This is a genomic window from Ferrimicrobium sp. (genome assembly GCF_027364955.1).
Classification (GTDB): Bacteria; Actinomycetota; Acidimicrobiia; order Acidimicrobiales; family Acidimicrobiaceae; genus Ferrimicrobium.
The window spans coordinates 89,702-108,450 of sequence record NZ_DAHXOI010000004.1 but is presented as its reverse complement, the minus strand read 5'-3'; the positions used below and the strand labels follow the sequence as shown (position 1 = coordinate 108,450).

The 18,749-nt window shown below is 58.4% G+C and carries 15 protein-coding genes; 6 read left to right on the top strand and 9 right to left on the bottom strand.

Going from position 1 to position 18,749, the window contains the following annotated elements:
* Positions 1 to 413: 413 nt before the first annotated feature.
* The gene (locus M7Q83_RS04240; RefSeq protein WP_298335712.1) at positions 414 to 1,001 is read right to left on the bottom strand and encodes a TetR family transcriptional regulator; all 588 of its coding nucleotides are present in this window, start codon (positions 999 to 1,001) and stop codon (positions 414 to 416) included.
* Positions 1,002 to 1,203: 202 nt separating this feature from the next.
* Between M7Q83_RS04240 and M7Q83_RS04235 the strand changes: the two genes are divergently transcribed.
* From M7Q83_RS04235 to M7Q83_RS04215, 5 genes are read left to right on the top strand one after another with little or no spacing between them, the layout of a single operon-like run.
* Positions 1,204 to 1,719, top strand: coding sequence for a hypothetical protein (locus M7Q83_RS04235; protein WP_298335710.1), 516 nt, complete (start codon positions 1,204 to 1,206; stop codon positions 1,717 to 1,719).
* A 40-nt stretch (positions 1,720 to 1,759) separates the two neighbouring features.
* Entirely contained in the window at positions 1,760 to 4,084 is a 2,325-nt protein-coding gene (locus M7Q83_RS04230) for an HAD-IB family phosphatase (protein ID WP_298335708.1), read from the top strand.
* A complete protein-coding gene (locus M7Q83_RS04225) occupies positions 4,081 to 5,304 on the top strand; it encodes a zinc-binding dehydrogenase (RefSeq protein ID WP_298335706.1) in 1,224 nt (407 codons plus the stop codon). The genes M7Q83_RS04230 and M7Q83_RS04225 overlap by 4 nt, the downstream gene beginning before the upstream one ends.
* Positions 5,297 to 6,883, top strand: coding sequence for a lactate racemase domain-containing protein (locus M7Q83_RS04220; protein ID WP_298335704.1), 1,587 nt, complete (start codon positions 5,297 to 5,299; stop codon positions 6,881 to 6,883). Before M7Q83_RS04225 ends, M7Q83_RS04220 begins: the two co-directional genes overlap by 8 nt.
* Positions 6,873 to 7,790, top strand: a complete 918-nt coding sequence (locus M7Q83_RS04215; RefSeq protein ID WP_298335702.1) for a lysophospholipid acyltransferase family protein — start codon at positions 6,873 to 6,875, stop codon at positions 7,788 to 7,790. Before M7Q83_RS04220 ends, M7Q83_RS04215 begins: the two co-directional genes overlap by 11 nt.
* Positions 7,791 to 7,870: 80 nt before the next feature.
* On the opposite strand, the gene M7Q83_RS04210 is transcribed toward M7Q83_RS04215, so the two are convergent.
* From M7Q83_RS04210 to M7Q83_RS04185, 6 genes are all read right to left on the bottom strand, one after another.
* Positions 7,871 to 8,566 carry an ABC transporter ATP-binding protein gene (locus tag M7Q83_RS04210; protein ID WP_298335700.1) on the bottom strand — a complete coding sequence of 232 codons (696 nt, stop codon included), beginning with the start codon at positions 8,564 to 8,566 and terminating at the stop codon, positions 7,871 to 7,873.
* Complete coding sequence (locus tag M7Q83_RS04205; protein ID WP_298335698.1) at positions 8,553 to 9,278, bottom strand: ATP-binding cassette domain-containing protein; 726 nt, start codon at positions 9,276 to 9,278, stop codon at positions 8,553 to 8,555. Before M7Q83_RS04205 ends, M7Q83_RS04210 begins: the two co-directional genes overlap by 14 nt.
* An 11-nt stretch (positions 9,279 to 9,289) precedes the next feature.
* Positions 9,290 to 10,282: a branched-chain amino acid ABC transporter permease gene (locus M7Q83_RS04200; RefSeq protein ID WP_298335696.1), complete on the bottom strand. Its 993-nt coding sequence runs from the start codon at positions 10,280 to 10,282 to the stop codon at positions 9,290 to 9,292.
* Positions 10,272 to 11,174, bottom strand: coding sequence for a branched-chain amino acid ABC transporter permease (locus M7Q83_RS04195; RefSeq protein ID WP_298335694.1), 903 nt, complete (start codon positions 11,172 to 11,174; stop codon positions 10,272 to 10,274). Before M7Q83_RS04195 ends, M7Q83_RS04200 begins: the two co-directional genes overlap by 11 nt.
* Positions 11,175 to 11,222: 48 nt before the next feature.
* Positions 11,223 to 12,473, bottom strand: a complete 1,251-nt coding sequence (locus M7Q83_RS04190; protein WP_298335692.1) for an ABC transporter substrate-binding protein — start codon at positions 12,471 to 12,473, stop codon at positions 11,223 to 11,225.
* 664 nt (positions 12,474 to 13,137) lie between these two features.
* Positions 13,138 to 13,902 (bottom strand): GntR family transcriptional regulator, encoded by a 765-nt coding sequence (locus tag M7Q83_RS04185; protein WP_298335870.1) that lies wholly within the window; start codon positions 13,900 to 13,902, stop codon positions 13,138 to 13,140.
* Positions 13,903 to 14,353: 451 nt separating this feature from the next.
* On the opposite strand from M7Q83_RS04185, the gene M7Q83_RS04180 reads away from it, so the two are divergent.
* Entirely contained in the window at positions 14,354 to 16,615 is a 2,262-nt protein-coding gene (locus M7Q83_RS04180; protein WP_298335690.1) for an aconitate hydratase, read from the top strand.
* Between the two features lie 109 nt (positions 16,616 to 16,724).
* On the opposite strand, the gene M7Q83_RS04175 is transcribed toward M7Q83_RS04180, so the two are convergent.
* A complete protein-coding gene (locus M7Q83_RS04175) occupies positions 16,725 to 17,444 on the bottom strand; it encodes a hypothetical protein (protein WP_298335688.1) in 720 nt (239 codons plus the stop codon).
* Positions 17,441 to 18,745, bottom strand: coding sequence for a Mur ligase family protein (locus M7Q83_RS04170; RefSeq protein ID WP_298335686.1), 1,305 nt, complete (start codon positions 18,743 to 18,745; stop codon positions 17,441 to 17,443). The genes M7Q83_RS04175 and M7Q83_RS04170 overlap by 4 nt, the downstream gene beginning before the upstream one ends.
* Between the last annotated feature and the right edge of the window lie 4 nt (positions 18,746 to 18,749).

Genomic DNA, 18,749 nt, shown 5'->3' with positions numbered 1-18,749 from the left:
ACCCCAGCGTCAAGGGGAAAGGGTATCGGCGTGGAACTAAGCGCAGGGCTTTGTGGCTCGTAATCCTCCAAGCAAGCTGACCTAGCCCTCAGTTCAGCGGCAAATCGCAGCCTTCCAACGTTGGGTTGATCGTCTGAACCCAGGTGCTTCTATCCACCCAACGTCCGCACACCCCTGGAGCCCACTTGGGTATCAAGCAGCAAAGGCGTATCTCAGGCGTACCGTAACCCCAGACCTATCCAGCCCAGCCCAAGGGCACCGCTTAGGACTCCTCGCCAACAATTGCCCAAGCTATGCTTTTGAGCCATTGCCTCAACACTGTTGTTGACGCTGATCCCCATAACGTGCCCTCTCGATCCCTACCGCCACCCGGGGTTCAGCACCGTTCCCACTGGACAGGCGCGACGGACCGCCTACGTAGGAGAATCCCCCAGCGAGAACACACCCCCCCGGTTGATGAGCACGAGGGCTGCAACCAACTCATCGACAAAGTCACCGCCCTCGACTGACCACCGATCGAGAACCGTCTCCGCTACCATGAAGAGGGTGTTCGCGATGAGCGCTACCCGCGGATGCGTCACCTCTGTTCCAAGTCGTTCAGCGATGATCGGACGTAGTCGAACCGCTGACTCCCATCCATCGATCAGCCAACGAGCGCGCAATGAGGGCGTGGTAGCGAGCAAACGTAGTAATTGGCGGTCGCGTTCGACATTACCATCGGCCTCGGATGAACGAAAGACCACCTGCACCGACTCGAGCAACTCTTCCTCCTTTGGCCGGACCGCGAGCGAACCCAACAACTTATCCACCTTCAACCAGAGGAAACTCATCACCACCTCATCCTTGGTGGCGAAGTAACGAAAGAAGGTTCGCGGTGAGATCCCGGCAGCTTGGGCGATCTCCTCCACCGTGGTCTGGTCGAAACCTTTCATTACAAAGAGTTCAGCAGCCGCTTCCGTCAACATCATGCGCGTGCGTTCCTTGCGCTCCTCAATCGTCATAGGGGAACTCTATTCCTACCCATCGCACAGCCAGGCCATCGACGAATCCTCCCTCCACCATGGTATGTCGGTGCAACTCCCACCAGCCGACAGCGGCGACCCCACCAGCTGCATCAACCCTGCGCTATCGCCCCCACCACAATGGGACTGGGGCCCAAGACCGGGAGGCACCAAGATCCCATCCCGCTAGGCTTGCCAGGGTATGGCCGCCCCACTCTCTAAACGCGAACGCCAGATAGGTTTCGGCATCGTAGCACTCACTGCGATCGCTTACATCGCCATCTGGACTCCTGTGATCATCGGCAAAGTGAAGCCAGCCAAGAACCCATCCTTTCTCGACAACCCAGCCGTAGCAATTACGGAAGGGCTTGCACTCATGGCCATTACCGCCTTCATGATCTACCGAAATCAACGCCGATTCGCTGGGGTCGGGGCCATCATTGTTGCATTGGGAGCAGGCTGGGGTAGTCTTGTCCTCCTCGCTTTCCCACTCATGGCTTGGGGAGTTTTTGCTGGCTTTAAGGTTGACCGCGCCCAGGTGGAACTGCGGCGCCAAGCGCGCCAAGCAAAAAAAGCGGGGCTGGCGCCACCCAGCGCCGCTGGCTCCAAAGGGGCCATCATGGCACCAAGGCCTCGACCAAGCGCCTCGAAGCGCTACACCCCACCGAAGCCACCCTCCAAGCGTGAGGCGAGGCGTAGGCGTAACAGCCGCCCGTAAGGCAACCTAAACTGGCAACTCACATGATGGGGATACAACGGTGCTCGAATCTGCGCTAAACGACAAGACGATCTTTCTTACCGGTTCAACCGGTTTTTTAGGGACGGCGCTCGTCGAGACCGTACTGCGGGCACTGCCCTCGACCAAGTTAGTCCTCCTCATACGCCCGGGGAGAAGTATCACCGCTCAGGCACGCGCAGAGAAGGATTTGTTCCGCAACAACTGTTTCGATCGTCTGCGTCAAGAGTGGGGCGTTGAGCGTTTTGATGAAGAGGTTCGCCGCCGCGTCCGGATCGCTGCAGGCGACGTTGGCAGAGACGGCCTTGGCCTCGATGAAGACGACCAACAACTCCTCGCCGGTAGTGACATCGTCGTCCACTCGGCGGCGACCGTCAGCTTTGATGCAATGTTTGACCAAGCAGTGGAGATCAACCTTCTCGGCCCGACGCGAGTCATGCATGCCTATCAAGCAGCGCGAGCGGACCTGCCCGACCCAGGACACTTCGTCTCCGTCTCTACCGCCTACGTGGCAGGCTCACGTAAGGGAGACGCACCGGAGCTCTCGTTGCGGGAACAACCACACTACCCCGAGATCCCATGGCGCCTCGAGGTCGATGCGGCCCGTGCTCAACGGACCGCAACCGAGGCCTCAAGTCGTGAGCCAGATACCCTCGCCTCGTTACGAACGATCGCTATGGCCGAACTTGGATCGGCAGGGGTCGCTCTCCTATCAGAAAAGATCGAACGTCTCCGCGCCGACTGGGTCAAAGACGAGATGGTCGCCAAGGGCCGAGCGCGAGCGCAGAGTCTCGGCTGGCCCGACGCGTACGCGATGACCAAGGCACTCGGGGAACGACTGCTCGAATCAGAGCGCGGCAACGTCCCTCTCTCCATCGTGCGACCCTCCATCATCGAGTCTGCACTCCGCGACCCGTATCCGGGTTGGATCCGCGGATTCCGCATGGCTGAGCCTATCATCATCTCTTTTGCCCGAGGGCTGCTGAAGGACTTTCCGGGTGTCCCCGAGGGAGTCGTCGATGTGATACCAGTGGATCTCGTCGTAGGAGCGATCCTTGCCGCTGCGGCCACCCCTCCTCAATCCACGAAGTACTACCATGCCGCTTCAGGATCGCTCAATCCTCTCAAATATCGCCAGCTTGTCGCTTTGATCCGACGTTACTTCAGCGATCATCCTCTCTATGATGAGATCGGTCAGGCAATCGCGGTACCGGAATGGACCTATCCTGCTCGTGGTCAAGTCGAAACAACGCTACGACGTTCACAGCGCATCGTCGACACCTCAACGAAAATCATCGCCAAGCTCCCGCTCCGATCCAACTTTGTCGACTACCAAGATCAGCTCGCGGAGACCCAGCAGGGCTTAGAACGCGCCGGCTCCTACGTGGAACTCTATGGTGCCTATGCCGAATGCGAGGCTATCTATCTCGCCGATAACCTGATGGAACTCGCGGCGCGCATTGGCGATGACGAACATGACAGGATCGCACTCGACCCCCATCTGATCAACTGGGAATCCTTCGTGCTCGAAACGCACCTTCCGTCAGTGGTTGAACACGCCCGGGCACGTACTCGACCCAAGAGCAGCGCCCCCAAACGTACCTCCCGAGAGGATCGACTCCGTGCATCGTTGCTCACTGGCCACCGCTTAGCGGCCTTCGACCTTGAGAACACGATTCTGGCGGCCAACGTCGTCGACTCCTTCTCTTGGTTGGCAACGGCGAGTGTCGATGGTGGTCACAAGCTCGCGATCGCGGCGAGCCTGTTAGCTGAGGCTCCCCAACTCCTCAAGCTCGATAATCATGATCGATCCGACTTCCTCCGCTACTTCTATCGCCGCTATCGCGGCGCCGAACTCGAAGAGCTCGAGCGCAAAGCGCCGGAGTTCCTCACCGGTTATCTACTGCGCAAGTCCTTCCCACTCGGGCTCGCCCGTGTGCGTGCCCACCGGCGAGCGGGGCACTTCACCCTCTGTATTACCGGCGCACTCTCCTTTGCGGTCGCTCCGATGGCGCCGCTCTTTGACCAGATGCTCTCGCTGGAGATGACCACCGATGCAGACGGACGCCTCACGGGCGAGGTTCCAGGTGCTCTTCCCATCGGAGAGGCGAGAGGTGACGTACTCAGAAAGGTCGCCAAGGCAAACGGTTATGCCATTGAGGAGACCGTCGCCTACGCCGACTCGACCAGCGATCTTCCCATGCTCGAAGCAGCAGGTGCCGCCGTGGCGGTCAACCCCGACACCAAACTACGCCAACTCGCACGACGCCGTGGTTGGTTGATCGAGGAGTGGTCACGCTCCAAAGGATATGGCAACCTCTTTTTGCCGATCGGACGAACGTTATGAAAGCCTTAGTGATCAACCGCTCTCCAGCAAGATTCCTGACTGCACGTATTCTCAAAGATCGATTAACCGACAAGGCAATCGAATCTGGTCCCTTGAACTTGAAAGACGTCGACCCTCCAAAGGCCCCGACCAACGAATGGGTGCGAGTCCGACCACTGTTGTCTGGTATCTGTGGCTCCGACATCGCCACCGTCTTCTTCCAGTCATCACGCTACTTTGAGGCGTTGACCTCGTTGCCCTTCACCCCAGGTCATGAGATCGTTGGCGAACGCCTTGACCGCCCCGGCGAGCGTGTCGTCGTAGAACCCGCTCTTACCTGTGCTATCAGAGGACTCGCTCCGTGCCGGTTCTGTGCCAGCGGACAGACCCAACTCTGTGAATCCACGACAATTGGCGATCTCAAAGAGGGAATACAACTCGGCTACTGCGCATCAACCGGAGGCGGATGGTCCAACGAGTTCATCGCCCACGAGCGTGCACTCCATAGCGTACCTGAGGACCTCTCTCTCGAGGATGCCGTCATGGTCGAACCCCTCGCCTGCGCCATCCACGTCAGCTTGCGGCCGACCCATCAGCAGGGCCACCTCGCGATCATCGGGGCGGGTACGGTGGGATTGTCCACATTGGCCGCTTCGACCACGCTCGGTGACTACGACTCCATCACGGTCGTCGCGAAGCATCCTCTTCAGCGAGAACTCGCCAAGCGCTTAGGAGCGACCACGGTGCTCTATCCAGAGGATCTCCTTGGCGCGGCTCGTCGACTACACGCCAGCCAGCGAGTCGGTCACTACGTCAGCAACGGTTACGACATCGTCATCGACGCCGTTGGATCGAGCTCGAGCATCGAGTCCGCAATCGCAGCGGTTCGCCCAGGTGGCGAAGTGATCGTCGCCGGCATGCCCCCACGTCAATCGCTAGATCTTGCCCCGCTCTGGCATCGCGAAGTCCAGCTCAAGGGCGCCTACGCCTACGGCGAGGAGGATCTTACGCCTGCCGTCGCCCAGCGAATCGGTCTCACCATTCCAACTGGCCAGCGACCCCGCACCTTCGCGATCGCTCTCCATCTTGCTGGTCGCCTCCAACTCGGCCAGTTGGTAACCCACCGCTATCGCCTCGGCGAATACGTTCCCGCACTCCGCAAGGCCTATCATGGCGGCCGCGAGGATGCGATTAAAGTTGTCTTCGATCTCACGAAAAGAAAGTCGGTACACGATGGCTAGACCTGGATTTGTTCTCGAGGTTGACCGCGCGACCCCTCCCACGCTCTTCTGGCACGGAGAGTCCTTCCGGCTTGAACGCCTCCCTCGGGGCTCACGCATTCTCTATCCCCCAGAGCCATTGAGCGCCATTGGGGATGTCCGCTCTGCCATCGAAGAGGCGCTCGAACACCCCGTCGGTGATGCACAGCCCCTCTCCAGTCTTCTCAATCCAAATATGAGCCTGACGATCGCCTTCGATGATGTCTCATTGCCGTTGCCGCAGATGACGGCGCCTGATATTCGTTCCCTCGTCATTGAGGCGGTGCTCGAACGCGCTGCTGCAGCGGGAGTCACCGATGTGGTGCTCATCGCAGCCCTCGCACTCCATCGACGAATGACCGAGAGCGAGCTGCGCCATGCGCTGGGCAATCGCGTCTACAACGCACTTGCTCCTCGCGGTCAACTCACCCAACACGACGCCGAGGACAAGGCAAACATGACGGTTGTCGGTGAGACCGACCGTGGTGAACTCGTCGAACTCAATCGCCGTGCGGTGGAGAGCGATCTCCTGGTCTATGTCAACATCAACCTCGTCTCCATGGACGGTGGTCACAAATCCGTAGCGACCGGGCTAGCGAGTTACGACTCCATCAAGTTTCATCACAACGTTAACACAATGGTGCACTCTCGGTCTTTCATGGACCGTCACAACTCAGAGCTGCACTCCTCAAACTGGCGTATGGGTCACGTCATTAAAGAAGCTGGAGTGAAGATCTTTCAGATCGAGACTACGCTCAATACCGCGACATTTCCCGACAGCTTTCGCTTCCTCTCTAAACGAGAGTGGGAATGGAACCTTCGCGACCGGGCCAGTTTTATCGCCGCCAGCGAGGCGCTGAAGAAGACTCCACCCCACCTAGCGCGCCAGATCTTTCAGTCCGTACGTTCCCCCTACGGGGTAACCGGCATCACCGCCGGCGAGGTAGAGGCGGTCCATGAGCGCACGCTTGAACGTGTCTATCAACAACAGCTGGTACGCGTTGATGGTCAATCCGACATCCTCACCCTCGGGCTCCCCTTCATCGGCCCCTACAACGTGAATTCCATCATGAATCCGATTCTGGTCTACTGCCTTGGCCTCGGGTACTTCTTCAACATGTACCGCAACAAGCCGTTGGTGCGCAAGGGCGGTGTCGTGATCCTCTCACACCCCAACCGTCCAGAGTTCGATCCAGCCTTCCATCCAAGCTACGTCGACTTCTTCGACCAAGTCCTCACCGAGACGACGGACCCACTCGTGATCGAATCGAAGTACGAGGAGTCTTTTGCTCGCGACCCGTGGTACATCCACCTCTACCGAACTGGCAACGCCTACCATGGCGTCCACCCCTTCTACATGTGGTATTGGGGAGCCCATGCCCTCGACCACCTCGGTGGTGTCATCATCCTCGGCGGCGATCCAAAGACAACACGTCGGTTAGGCTTTCAGTCCGCCTCCACCATGGCTGATGCGTTGGAGATGGCCCGTTCGATCGTTGGGCCAGACCCCAGCATCATGCACCTGCATTCCCCACCGTTGGTGATGGCTGATGTCTACTAAACAACCCTCCCCTCACTCACCTGCTCGATTCGTACTGCGCCGTCCGACGCCACCGGGATCGATGATCCCACCGCGAACCCATGCCACCGGTACCAACTACGACACAAGCTTCTCCCGCAAAGAATCCGTGCGGCGGGTACGTGCATTCCTCCTCGATTCGGCTATCGCACCACTCACCCGTCGAGTTACTCGACCCACCGTCATCAACACCTCTGTCCTCGACACACTCGAGCGGCCGATCATCTTCGTCGCCAATCACCAGAGTCATCTCGACACTCCATTGATTCTCGCCGTTCTGCCGCCAAAGCTTCGGCATCATACGGTCGTTGGAGCAGGAGCCGACTTCTTCTTCGACCGACGGACCAAAGGCTTCTTCTCGTCAACGTTGCTTGGGGCGATCCCAATCGATCGCGTACGTCCTTCACGTGCCTCGGCAGAGTTGGCGACCCAGCTACTAGAAGAGGAGTGGAATCTCGTACTCTTCCCAGAAGGTGGCAGAACACCTGATGGCCTTGCCCAAGAGCTCAAGTCCGGTGCCGCCCAGATGGCGATCAAAACCGGCCGGCCGGTCGTGCCACTCTTTATCGATGGCACGTATGAGATCTATGGGAAAGCCTCTGATCGCATTCACCCTGGCTCAACGACCGTCATCATCGGCGAACCCCTCGTCCCACGTGAGGCAGAACGCGTCTCCGCTCTCAATGATCGCATCACCCAGGCTCTCGGCGTACTGGGCCGCGAAGCAGCGACGGATTTCTTCACCGCGCGCCAACCCGGCCGAGCACTCTCCTTCCCTGCCCCCTCGCGGAGCTGGGTTGAGGCCTGGCAAACGAGCGAGCACCGCCACCAGCATGAGGAACCGCGTAAGTGGCCAAAGATGTTTGGTTCGCGGCACTCAGGCAAATAGCCACTCATCCAACATTTCAGGTTTCCGGCCTCTCAGTCTCGGGTGTCGCCCATCCCCTGCGACGTAACGATCGCTACGTCTTATTCGAGACCAAAGAAAGCATCCCTAAGGGCGGTATCATCGGAGAAGGAGTCTTTGGTGCCTGAGAAGCGAATCCTTCCACCTTCGAGGACGGAGACCGTATCAGCGATCTCCAAGAATGAGACATTTTGCTCTGCCACTAGGAGAGTGGTGCTCCCACGCAACTCCGCCAATCGATCCACGACCTCTGACACATAGCGCGGAGAGAGACCGGCAGAGGGTTCGTCCAGCAATAGCACCTTTGGCTGCGACACGAGCCCTCTGGCAATGGCGACGAGTTTACGCTGACCACCTGAGAGCCCACCGGCAAGCGCACGCCGACGTCCCCGCAACTCGGCAAACCTACTGTAGGCGAATTCGATGGCTTCTTTTCTCTTGCCGGCAGGAACCACCAATGCGCTCAATCGCAGGTTCTCCTCCACGGTGAGGTCCGGGAAAATGCCAACCTCGCTAGTGAAACCAAGGCCAATCTTCGTCCGCTGCGGTGCAGACAATCTTGTGATGTCACTGCCATCGATATGGATGCCGCCCGCCCAACAGGGTAACAGACCAACAAGAACCTTGAGAAGCGTTGACTTGCCTGCCCCGTTCGCACCGAGAAGAACGTGAACCTCATTCTCTTGAACGCTGAGATCAAGACCCCACAAAATCTGCACGCTTCCGTAGCCAGACTCGACACCTTCAGCTCGTAGCACTGTCGTTCCTTCCAAGGAAGACCTCTTGAACTCGATTATCTGCGAGTGCATCGCGCAGCGATCCCTGAAAGATCACTTGACCCGCCGTAAGTACATAGACGCCATCTACCACCTGTTCAAGAAAGCCCATCAGGTGCTCGACCACCACCAACGAGATGCCTTCGTCCACGAGATTTCGGAGCATGGTCGCTACATCCTGGAGTTCATTGGGGGTTAAACCAGCGGCAAGCTCATCGATAAACAAGAGACGCGGCGACATCACCAGCGCCCGCGCCAGGTCCAGACGTTTCTGTTGTGCCGCCGTCAGGTCGCTCGCTGAGGCTCGTGACTCGCGCAGTAAATTCGTCGTCTCGAGCACTTCATCAACACCTCTCGGATGATGGGCGTGATGCGCAGCCACCTCCACATTCTCGCGCACCGTCAAACTGGCGAATGGCTTCGAGATCTGAAAGGTACGGTTGATGCCCGCCCGAGCGATGAGATCAGCCCGTTTTCCGGTAAGGTTCGCACCTGCGAAGTGTATCGACCCTGCCGCTGGTGGGTACAGTCCACAGACGGTGTTGACCAATGTCGTCTTCCCAGAGCCATTCGGCCCAACCAGCCCGATCGCCTGCGCGGCTCCCACCTCGATCGAGACGCCGTCGAGCGCACGAAACTTTCCGAACCGGGTCACGAGGTCCGCGACCTGGAGCAGGGGGGAGTTTGGCGTCACCGTATCGACCATCAGCGAGAACTCCGCATAAACGGTCGGTGTTCGTGCAGGTAGCGCGCGATACCGGCGAGACCCCGTGGGGCAAACAAGACCAAGAGCACGATCACGAGGCCATAGATCAACTGGAAGTATTGCGGGTTGGAGACACCCACCACGTTATACACCGCGTACAGCACCGCTGCGCCAAGTGTCGGTCCCCAAATCGTACCAATGCCCCCAAACAACGCAAAGACGATAGCAAAAACCGATACCGTCACATCAAAGACGTCCTGCGGGTAAAACACGCTGATCGCCCAACCGTAGATCGCGCCTCCGACCCCAGCGATCGCGGCAGCGATCAGCCACGCGTAGAACCGATCACGTGCGACATTGATGCCCGCCATTGCGGCCGAGTATGGATCGTCGCGAATCGCCTTGAGGGTCATCCCATAACGGGAGTTCTTGATCAACACCACCGCGAGGATCGAGACCCCAGCGAGACCAACCGCCATACCAAATGACCATCCAGAGGAGTAGACCGCTGCTAAATTCAATCCATACGGTCCATTGGTTATCTTCGTCAGCGATGGATTGGAAACGATTGCGTAGAGCGCCTCCCCCACCGCGAGCGTCGTTAAGGCGAAATAGGCGCCCTTGAGTCGAAACAAAGGCAGCATCACCGCCCCAACGACAACGCCACCGACACCACCAAAGAGGGCCGCAACCGGCCCAGAGAGGCCAAGGTGCACGATCCCATATCCGGCAACATAGGCCCCGATACCAAAGAAACCGAAGTATCCAAAGGGAAGGTAACCAGTAAACCCATAGATAATGTTGATCCCCTGCGCTAACGCAATGTAGATCGCCATATCGACCAAGAGTAGCTCATTGGAATAGACATGAACCGCGACGAGAAAGGCCAGTACCGGTATCGCCACTGCCAGGCCAGGCGAAAGAGACCGCCGCCACCTTGGCCCCTGCTTACCTTCCCCTATCACGGGTACCTGACGTGCGCTAAGCGACACGTTGCCTCCTTCCCAGTAGACCCTGTGGCCGAAGGAGCATGGTAAGAATAACCAATGCGTAGGGGACCAAGTTTGACCAGCTCGGTGCATAGACCTGTGCTAATTGGGTCACCACACCAAAGATCAGTGCCGCGATCACCGTACCAACTGGGTTACCCAAGGAACCAAAGACGATAATCGCAAAGGCCGTGATCGTCAAGGCTACTCCATCCGTGGGGGCGATACCACCAAAGATGAAGATGCCCATCGTTCCAGCGGCCGCGGCCAGACCAAAGCCGATACCAAAGAACAGGCCCGACACCAGCCTCGACTCAATGCCTGCTGTCGCCGCCTCGCTCGCAGAGGACATGACTGCCCGCACACGCAGGCCAAACGGAGTGCGGTAAAGGAGCCACAGAAACACTCCGAGGATCGGAATGCTCACGAGCGCAGCAACCCACCATATCCCAGGGTACGACTCGCCCAGCAGATGCAGCGATGAAACCGGAAGGGCACTCGTAGGCAACGAGTGTTCATTTGGTCCGAAGATGAGCGATGCGGCCGCCTCAAACACTTGGGACAAGCCAAAGAAGAGGATTAGCGAGAGGGTCTCGGGATCAGCGGATTTCGTCAACCGCGGCGTCAGATAGCGATGGACTGCGAATCCCAGTGCAATAGCGAATGGCAGTACGACCACCGCCGCGACGATCGGGGACAGGTGGGCGGTCTCGTAGAGCTCCCAAGCCGCATAACCACCGAGCACCACGATATCGCCATGAGCGAGGTTGATAATTCGCTGTGCTCCGAAGACGACATTAAGGCCCATCGCAAACAGCGCATAATAGATACCAAGGAGAACACCCCCGACGACGGCAAACTCAAAAAGCACGCCTGCCCCCGGAAGGTACCCCAAGGACTTGTAGACCCACCCAAGCGGGTGGGTCTAGAGACTCCGCTTCGATCATGGAGCAGGATATGCAGCGGTGGCTGTTGCCTGCGATGCCGGGTAAACCGCATGGAGCGTGACTCCTGCACTCGACGGGAAAAGTTGGGCTAGTGGAAGCAATTCACCGACTTGCGCACCCTCAGAATCGAGCACGAACTTACCATCGACCGTCGTCATCTTGCCAGAGAGCGCCTGAGCACCTGCTCGAATCGCCGACTGACTCAGCGACTTCGCATTCCTCAACGCACCCTCTACCACCAAGCCAGTATTGTAGCCGAGCAGGGAGAGCGTGTTGAGCTGCCCCGGATAGGCCGCAGCAAACTGGGTCTTAAAGGCAGTCGAGTTCAACCCCTCCGTAACGTTAGGATAGTTGACATAGAGATTGGTGCCATAGGTATAGGTATATTTCAGTCCAGCCGTACCAACTTCACTCTTGAAGAGACTGAGCAGCTGTCCTGGAAAAACCGTGAAGGTCATCTTCGGATGTAGGCCTGCTGACTCAACATTTTGCAAGAAGGCGGTGTCGTTGGGCTGGTAGCCCAACTCGAGGATCGCATCTGGATGCTTTGCCTCAACCGACTGGAGAATCGTGGTATAACTCGTGGTGCTGGTGGGAACCCCCTCGTAGACCACTGGCGTGATACCCGCAGTCGCTAACTTGCTCTTGAGGGTAATCGCCTGCGATTGATCAAAGTCATTCGTCGCATACACAATGGCGACCTTCTTGATCTTCTTAGCGATAAGAAACTGTGCCAACGGATCTGGCCAGATATCAGACTCAGGCAGGTCGCAGAGAACAATGTACTTATTCGAGGGGCTGAAGAAGGGGATCCCAGTCCCTGACTGGTCAAACAACACCACCTTGTGCGCCTCAGCGAGCGAGACGGCGGGTGCGGTGAGGACGGATCCAAAATCCGCTACCAAGATATTCACCTTGTCCTGGGTGATCAACTGATTGTAGAGCGTGGCCGCCGTCGAAGCCGAGCTCAGATCATTGTAGGCCACCAGCTTGACAGGGATGCGCTTCTTATAGGCGCCGACGTAGACCCCGCCCTTCTTATTCTCCTGAGTGATCCAGAACTTTAGGCCATCGAGCTCAGGAAGCGAGGAGGTCGCAAAGGATCCAGAGCCGGAATAGGCGGTACCGATGGTGATATCAGCTGGTGCCTTCGACGTCGATGACGCGGTAGACGATGACGAAGAACCACAAGCGGCCAGAACCATGCTCGCGGCAGCCGCTAACCCAACAAAAGAACGAATTTTCACAATTTCCCCCAAACCGTACCATGCACGAAATGTGCCGAAGGCCACAATAGTAACGGGAATGCGACAGAATCACCCCTCATTGCCATTCATTTGCCTCGCTTCTCAGCTAAATCTCAGGATCCAACCTTTCGCCCTCCTTCTGCTCCATGGCTGAAGAGGGAATCCGACGGTAACTTACCGCCGGCCATCGCCCCATGTTGGTGTGGCTCAATGGTCATGGATCGGTCGCCTGGGCCCACGCAAAAAGGATTGAGGCATCCTCGATCGGACGAGACTCCTCGGTTCCCGGTAGCCTAAAGAACGGTGCCAATGGCGGATCGCAACACAATCGACCTTGTCGTGCATGCCGTAGACATTGGAGTCATCCCCAGCACCGATGTTATGAGTGGCCGATAACGATCACCCTTCGATGCGAGGTGAGCGTCCCACCCGAAGATATGGTCGGTCGGTCATGGCAAGTGTGTCTGAAGCTAGCAGGCAAGGGATCAACGGCGCACACAGTCTAATTGAGCGCAATCACTCAATAACAATCAGATTGGTTAACACTGTTCATCATGCAAACCGCAGCCTTGTTCCTGTGAGCCTTCACGCTACCCTCATCGAGCATACAAGGAGGCTCGACCCCGTTACTGCCACCTCGCCGGCGACGCAACGGGGGCCAGACTCAACTCGACTCCATCAGGCGCAACCCAGTTGGTGTCACGGAGTCCAGTGCAGGGGTGAGCTCAATCTCAAAGACTGCCATCGAGGCCGGAAACAACGAGCGAGAGAAGAGGACAGGATGATCGCCTTCGTCAAAGGTGATCCGTTCACATAAAAGCCCTGGCACCCCAGAGGCTACACCCAACAGATCGGCATCGGCATCGGCGATCGTGACGCCGGCAATCGTTTGAACGGCCCGCTTGAGTGGGCGCTTGAGCAGATGGGATGCACTCAACAACTCATAGAAGGAGCGATGTTCAAGATCGGCGATCGAAAGTCCCTTACCAAGAAAGGACGGCACCCACACCGTTACCTTCGCGAAAGGTGAACCATCAGCGAGGTTGACCCTCGTCACCTCCAACAGCTCACCGCCGCCAAGCACCTCCTCAAGGCGTCCGGTAGCCGTGATCACGCGAGAAGCAACAATACGCCGACGAGGCACGACCCCAATCTCTTCGAGCTGATGCTCAATCGTGGCAAACTCCCCAAGGACCTGTCGAAGGGGTGCGCGAGTCACCACCCATCCCCTCCCCTGTTGGGACTCCACCAGCCCCTCTCCGCGAAGAATCTCTAAGGCCTTACGCACGGTGATACGTGAAACGCCGAACCGAGAGCCGAGATCGGCTTCGGAGGGCAGGAGGTCACCGGTACGAAAATCGGCGGAGGAGATCTCCGCTCGAATCGCCTCGGCGACACTCGAATAACGGGGTACGCGAACATGTCTTATACTTGTATCCTACTACGCCAATCTGCCTCACACCAAACCGTCCTTTCGGATCCTTGTCGGTAGCGACTCAGAGCTCCTCACTGGGCGCTAGACAAGGCACGCTTCGTAGCGCCTCTCCCGCTTGTGCGTCCCCTTCTACGCTCTCTTGCGTGTCCGTGGTGTATGGGAAAGCGTCGACTCCGCGCTCCGACACGTCATCACTTGGCATCCGGAGGAAGTGTTCAGCGGGCAGTGCCAGAGCGACTGCATGGTAGATACGTGGTCGTCAATGCATGTCTGACAAAGCGTTCACGGCGACATCATCGCAATCCTAGAAGACTCCAATCCCCCGATGCTCCTCAGTACCGCGACGATCACGTGTGTCCCCTCGCTACCACGGGCATCGATGCATCGGATGTTGCACCTGTCTTAAACTTGTATTATACTTATGGCTACCGACGAAAGGACGACCATGACCACTGTAGATGCATCGACACCGGCCGCTAGTGTCACGAAACTCTATGACCGACTCGCTGAGACCACTCCCATCGGACGCCAACGCCTCGGCCGACCACTCACCTACGCCGAGAAGGTACTGTTTGCCCACTTCCTCCATCCGGAGACAACGGACCTTCAGCGAGGGGTCAGCTATGTCGAGCTCATGCCTGATCGGGTCGCTATGCAAGATGCCACTGCCCAGATGGCTCTACTCCAATTCATGACCGCTGGTTTGCCCCAGGTTGCGGTACCTTCAACCGTCCATTGTGACCATCTCATCCAGGCCCAGTTCGGGGCCACGGCTGATCTTGAAACCGCTGAGGTGACCAACAAAGAGGTCTACGATTTTCTGCGTTCAGTCTCAGCCAAATACGGTCTCGGGTTCTGGGAGCCAGGCTCAGGAATCATCCATCAGGTTGTGCTCGAACAGTATGCCTTCCCGGGTGCCATGATGATCGGGACCGATTCACACACTCCGAATGCCGGGGGCCTGAGCATGGTCGCGATCGGTGTCGGCGGAGCTGACGCAGTCGATGTCATGGTCGGCATGCCCTTCAATGTCCGCTTGCCAAAGCTTATCGGTGTCCACCTGACCGGCAAACCCTCCGGCTGGACCTCTGCCAAGGATGTCATCCTTCGAGTCGCTGAGATCCTCACGGTCAAGGGCGGCACCGGAGCCATCTTGGAGTACTTCGGCGAGGGAGCCAGAGCGCTCTCCACGACCGGCAAAGCCACGATCTGTAACATGGGTGCTGAGATTGGAGCGACATGCTCGCTCTTCCCTGCCGATGACAACTCTGTCGCCTATCTTCGATCCACGGGACGAGAAGCCATTGCTGATCTGGTCGCCGCTCACTTGGGCGAACTCACTGACGACCCCGAGGTCGAACAGGATCCGGGTCCCTACTTCGATCAGTTGATCGAGATCGACCTTAACACCCTCGAGCCCCAAATCGTTGGCCCTGGTACACCTGATCTCGGACGAGGCGTGGGCGCTATCGGCGACGAAGCGCGAGAGAAGGGGTGGCCCGAACAGCTCTCGTATACTTTGGTTGGCTCCTGCACCAACTCCTCCTATGAGGACATCGCACGGGCTGCCTCGGTCGCTCGCTGGGCGAACGCGCGTGGTCTCACCGTCAAGAGCCCGCTCCTCGTAACCCCTGGTTCTGAGCGCGTGCGTGCCACCGTAGAGCGTGACGGTCTTCTCGATGACCTACGCGCAATCGGAGCCACTGAATTGGCGAACGCGTGTGGTCCCTGCATCGGCCAGTGGAAACGCACCGATGCGGCCGCCGAGGGAGTCAACTCGATTCTCACCTCCTACAACCGCAACTTCCCCAAGCGTAACGACGGTAGCGCCAACACCCTGGCCTTCATCGCATCGCCAGAGATCGTCGTGGCCTATGCACTCGTGGGGCACTTGAACTTCAACCCATTGACTGACCCGATCGAGGGCGAACTGATCCCACAGCCAAGCGGCGAGATGCTCCCCTCGCTTGGCTTTGCAAAGGAGCAGTCAGGATTCCAAGCACCTCCGGTCGACACCACCGACATCGTGGTCAAAGTCGACCCCTCCTCCGAGCGTCTCCAACTCCTCAGTCCCTTCGCCCCTTGGGATGGACAGGACTTCCTGGCGATGCCTGTGCTTATGAAGGCCGTCGGCAAATGCACCACTGACCATATCTCCGCAGCTGGGCCTTGGCTTCGCTATCGAGGACACCTCGACAACATCTCCAACAACCTCTTCCTCGGCGTCAACAACGCCTTCGGATCGCAGGCGGGGAAGGGCTGGTGCAGCATTCATCACGCCGAGGAGTCGCTCCCAGAGATTGCACGCCACTACAAGGCGGCAGGCATCGGCTGGATCGCCATCGGCGACGAGAACTATGGTGAGGGTTCATCACGCGAACACGCAGCGATGGAGCCCCGTTTCCTTGGAGCAAAAGCCATCATCGCGCGATCGTTCGCTCGCATCGCTGAGACGAATCTCAAAAAACAGGGGTTACTCCCGCTCGTCTTCGCTGATAGCGGTACCTACGACCTCATCGAGAGGGATGACACGATTGACATCCTCGACCTTGCGTCCCTCGCCCCGAATCGTCCTGTTCAGGGGCGAATCCATCACACCAACGGCGAAACAATCGACTTTACGATGACCCATACCCTCTCTCCCACCCACATCGAATGGTTCCGCGCTGGGAGCGCCCTCAATATCATTCGTGATCGGGCCCGCTAGGGGTATCAATAATAAAGTCCTCTACGACCCCATGGCCTTCCGGCCATGGGGTTACTCTCGCTCAATCAAGCGGAGCTCAGATCAGCAAACTGGCTTGCCCAAGGGAACCTCACGCCCCATGACGGCTCCACAGCGCACCTTCGCTGGCATGAACTCGCTCCTCGTACAGTGTCCAATGGTGATGCGACAGTTCGAGGGTCTCGACTCCAATACGCGAAAGCAACCACCGCGCGAGCCCTGGGTTACGGGCAAGGATTGGACCATGCAGGTAACTGCCGACAATGGACCCGTGGATGATACCGTCGCAGCCATCACCACCGTTACCCACCCCTCGATAGACCCTACCCAGGGGCTGCGCATCATCATCGAGGATCGTTTGGCCACCATGATTCTCAAACCCGGTCATCAATGACTGGCCGATCGGCACAAAAGGAGTTAGGAGCACTTCACCAACCATACGTGCTGATCCTCGGACGCTCTCGACCGGCAAGAGACCAAGACCTGCTCGTGTCGTTCCCTCTGCCACAAAACTGCGGCCGAGCAACTGGTAACCAGCACAGATCGCCAGGATTGGACGACCACGTTCGACAACTCGGTGCAACGGCGACCCTTCGGCGAGGCGCCGTGCAGCGAGGGCCTGCGGGCCGTCCTCGCCACCGCCTAGCAAGTAGAGGTCACCGTCGGTGGGAACGGGATCATTGATGCCAACCGTGATCAGTTCATAGCTCCTGCCGGAAAGATGGAGAAGATGCGCAAGAATCCGGGCATTGCCATGGTCACCATAGGTGCCGAGTACATCTGGAAAGAGCGAGATAATCTTCACCGTCATGATACGGCCTCACCGGTCAACGCGACAACCGCCCCGAGCTCTGTCCTGGAGGCGATGAGCGACTGAAAAGCGGTGTAGTTCCCAAGGTAGACGATGCGCGAGTGGCCATTGGTGGAGGCTCGCTTGGCGGCCAAGCGAATGGCTAGCGTCTGTGCGGGTTCAACTGCTACAACCTCAAATCCAGCCACCTCGAGGCGTAGGGCCAGATCGGTCGCGCGTTCTCCTGTCACGATGACCGGGGTTCGCACAAGCCGCTCGAACTCGACGTCGAAGATCCATGAGGTGTCACGTCCATCAGCGATCCGCGCATTCAGTCCTAGGACGAGCTCGCTCGCCTCAGTGTCGATCATCGACAAATTCGCATGCCATCCTGCAGGATTTTTGGCGAGATAGGTCACCAGCGCCGGCGTACCCTCGCAACCCGTCAGCCACCACGTGGTAAAGCGCCCCTCAACCCCTGAGGAACGTCGAAGCCGCGAGGCGACCATCTGCACAGGCTCGTGCTGAACCAGCGCCACCCCAACACAAGCCATGAGCGCGTTAAGGAGGTTGAACTTTCCCGGCAGTCCTGGGTGGACGTGTCCAAGAACGACTCCCTCCTGCCAGAGCTGACCCGCCTCATCGACCTCATAGGCCGCCACAGGCTCTGAGAGCCCGCAGGAAGAACAACTCCACGTCTCGGCATGAACGAGCTCGCCGGTGCACCTCGGACAAGCCTGCGCATCACCCTGCCACTCAACCGGTCCCTTCACCCACACACATTGACGAAACTGCGTCGCGTTAGCCACGATCAGCGGATCAGAGGCGTTCGCGACTAACGTAGCCACCGAGGAGGACGACTCCCCGACACGGGCTGCCAAACGCCGCACCTCCAGACTGCGATCGAGCTGATCCCGGGACATATTTAACCACACCAGCACCGAGGGCTGAAGGCTAGTCGCCACAGCAGGCACGTACGCCTCATCCACCTCGAAGACCGCATAGGCGGCCTCCCTAGGACGTTGTGCCAACACACTGGCGATACCCCACGGGAGGTTGGAGCCACGATTCGAGACGACCGCCGGTCCGAGCAGTGATCGTGCAAAGGCGGTGGTGGTGGTCTTCCCGTTGGTACCCGTCACCAGTATGGTTGGCACCTGACTCAGGCTCATCTCTCGGGCGTGCGTGAGGAAATCGGGATCGACACGAAGAGCGATGCGCCCTGGCAACGTCTCTCCTCGAAAACGAGGTGTTACCTTGAGGCCACGAGCGACCAGCCGTGCCGTCTGCCTCGCCAGTCGGGAGCGAAGGGGGAGGTCCATGAGC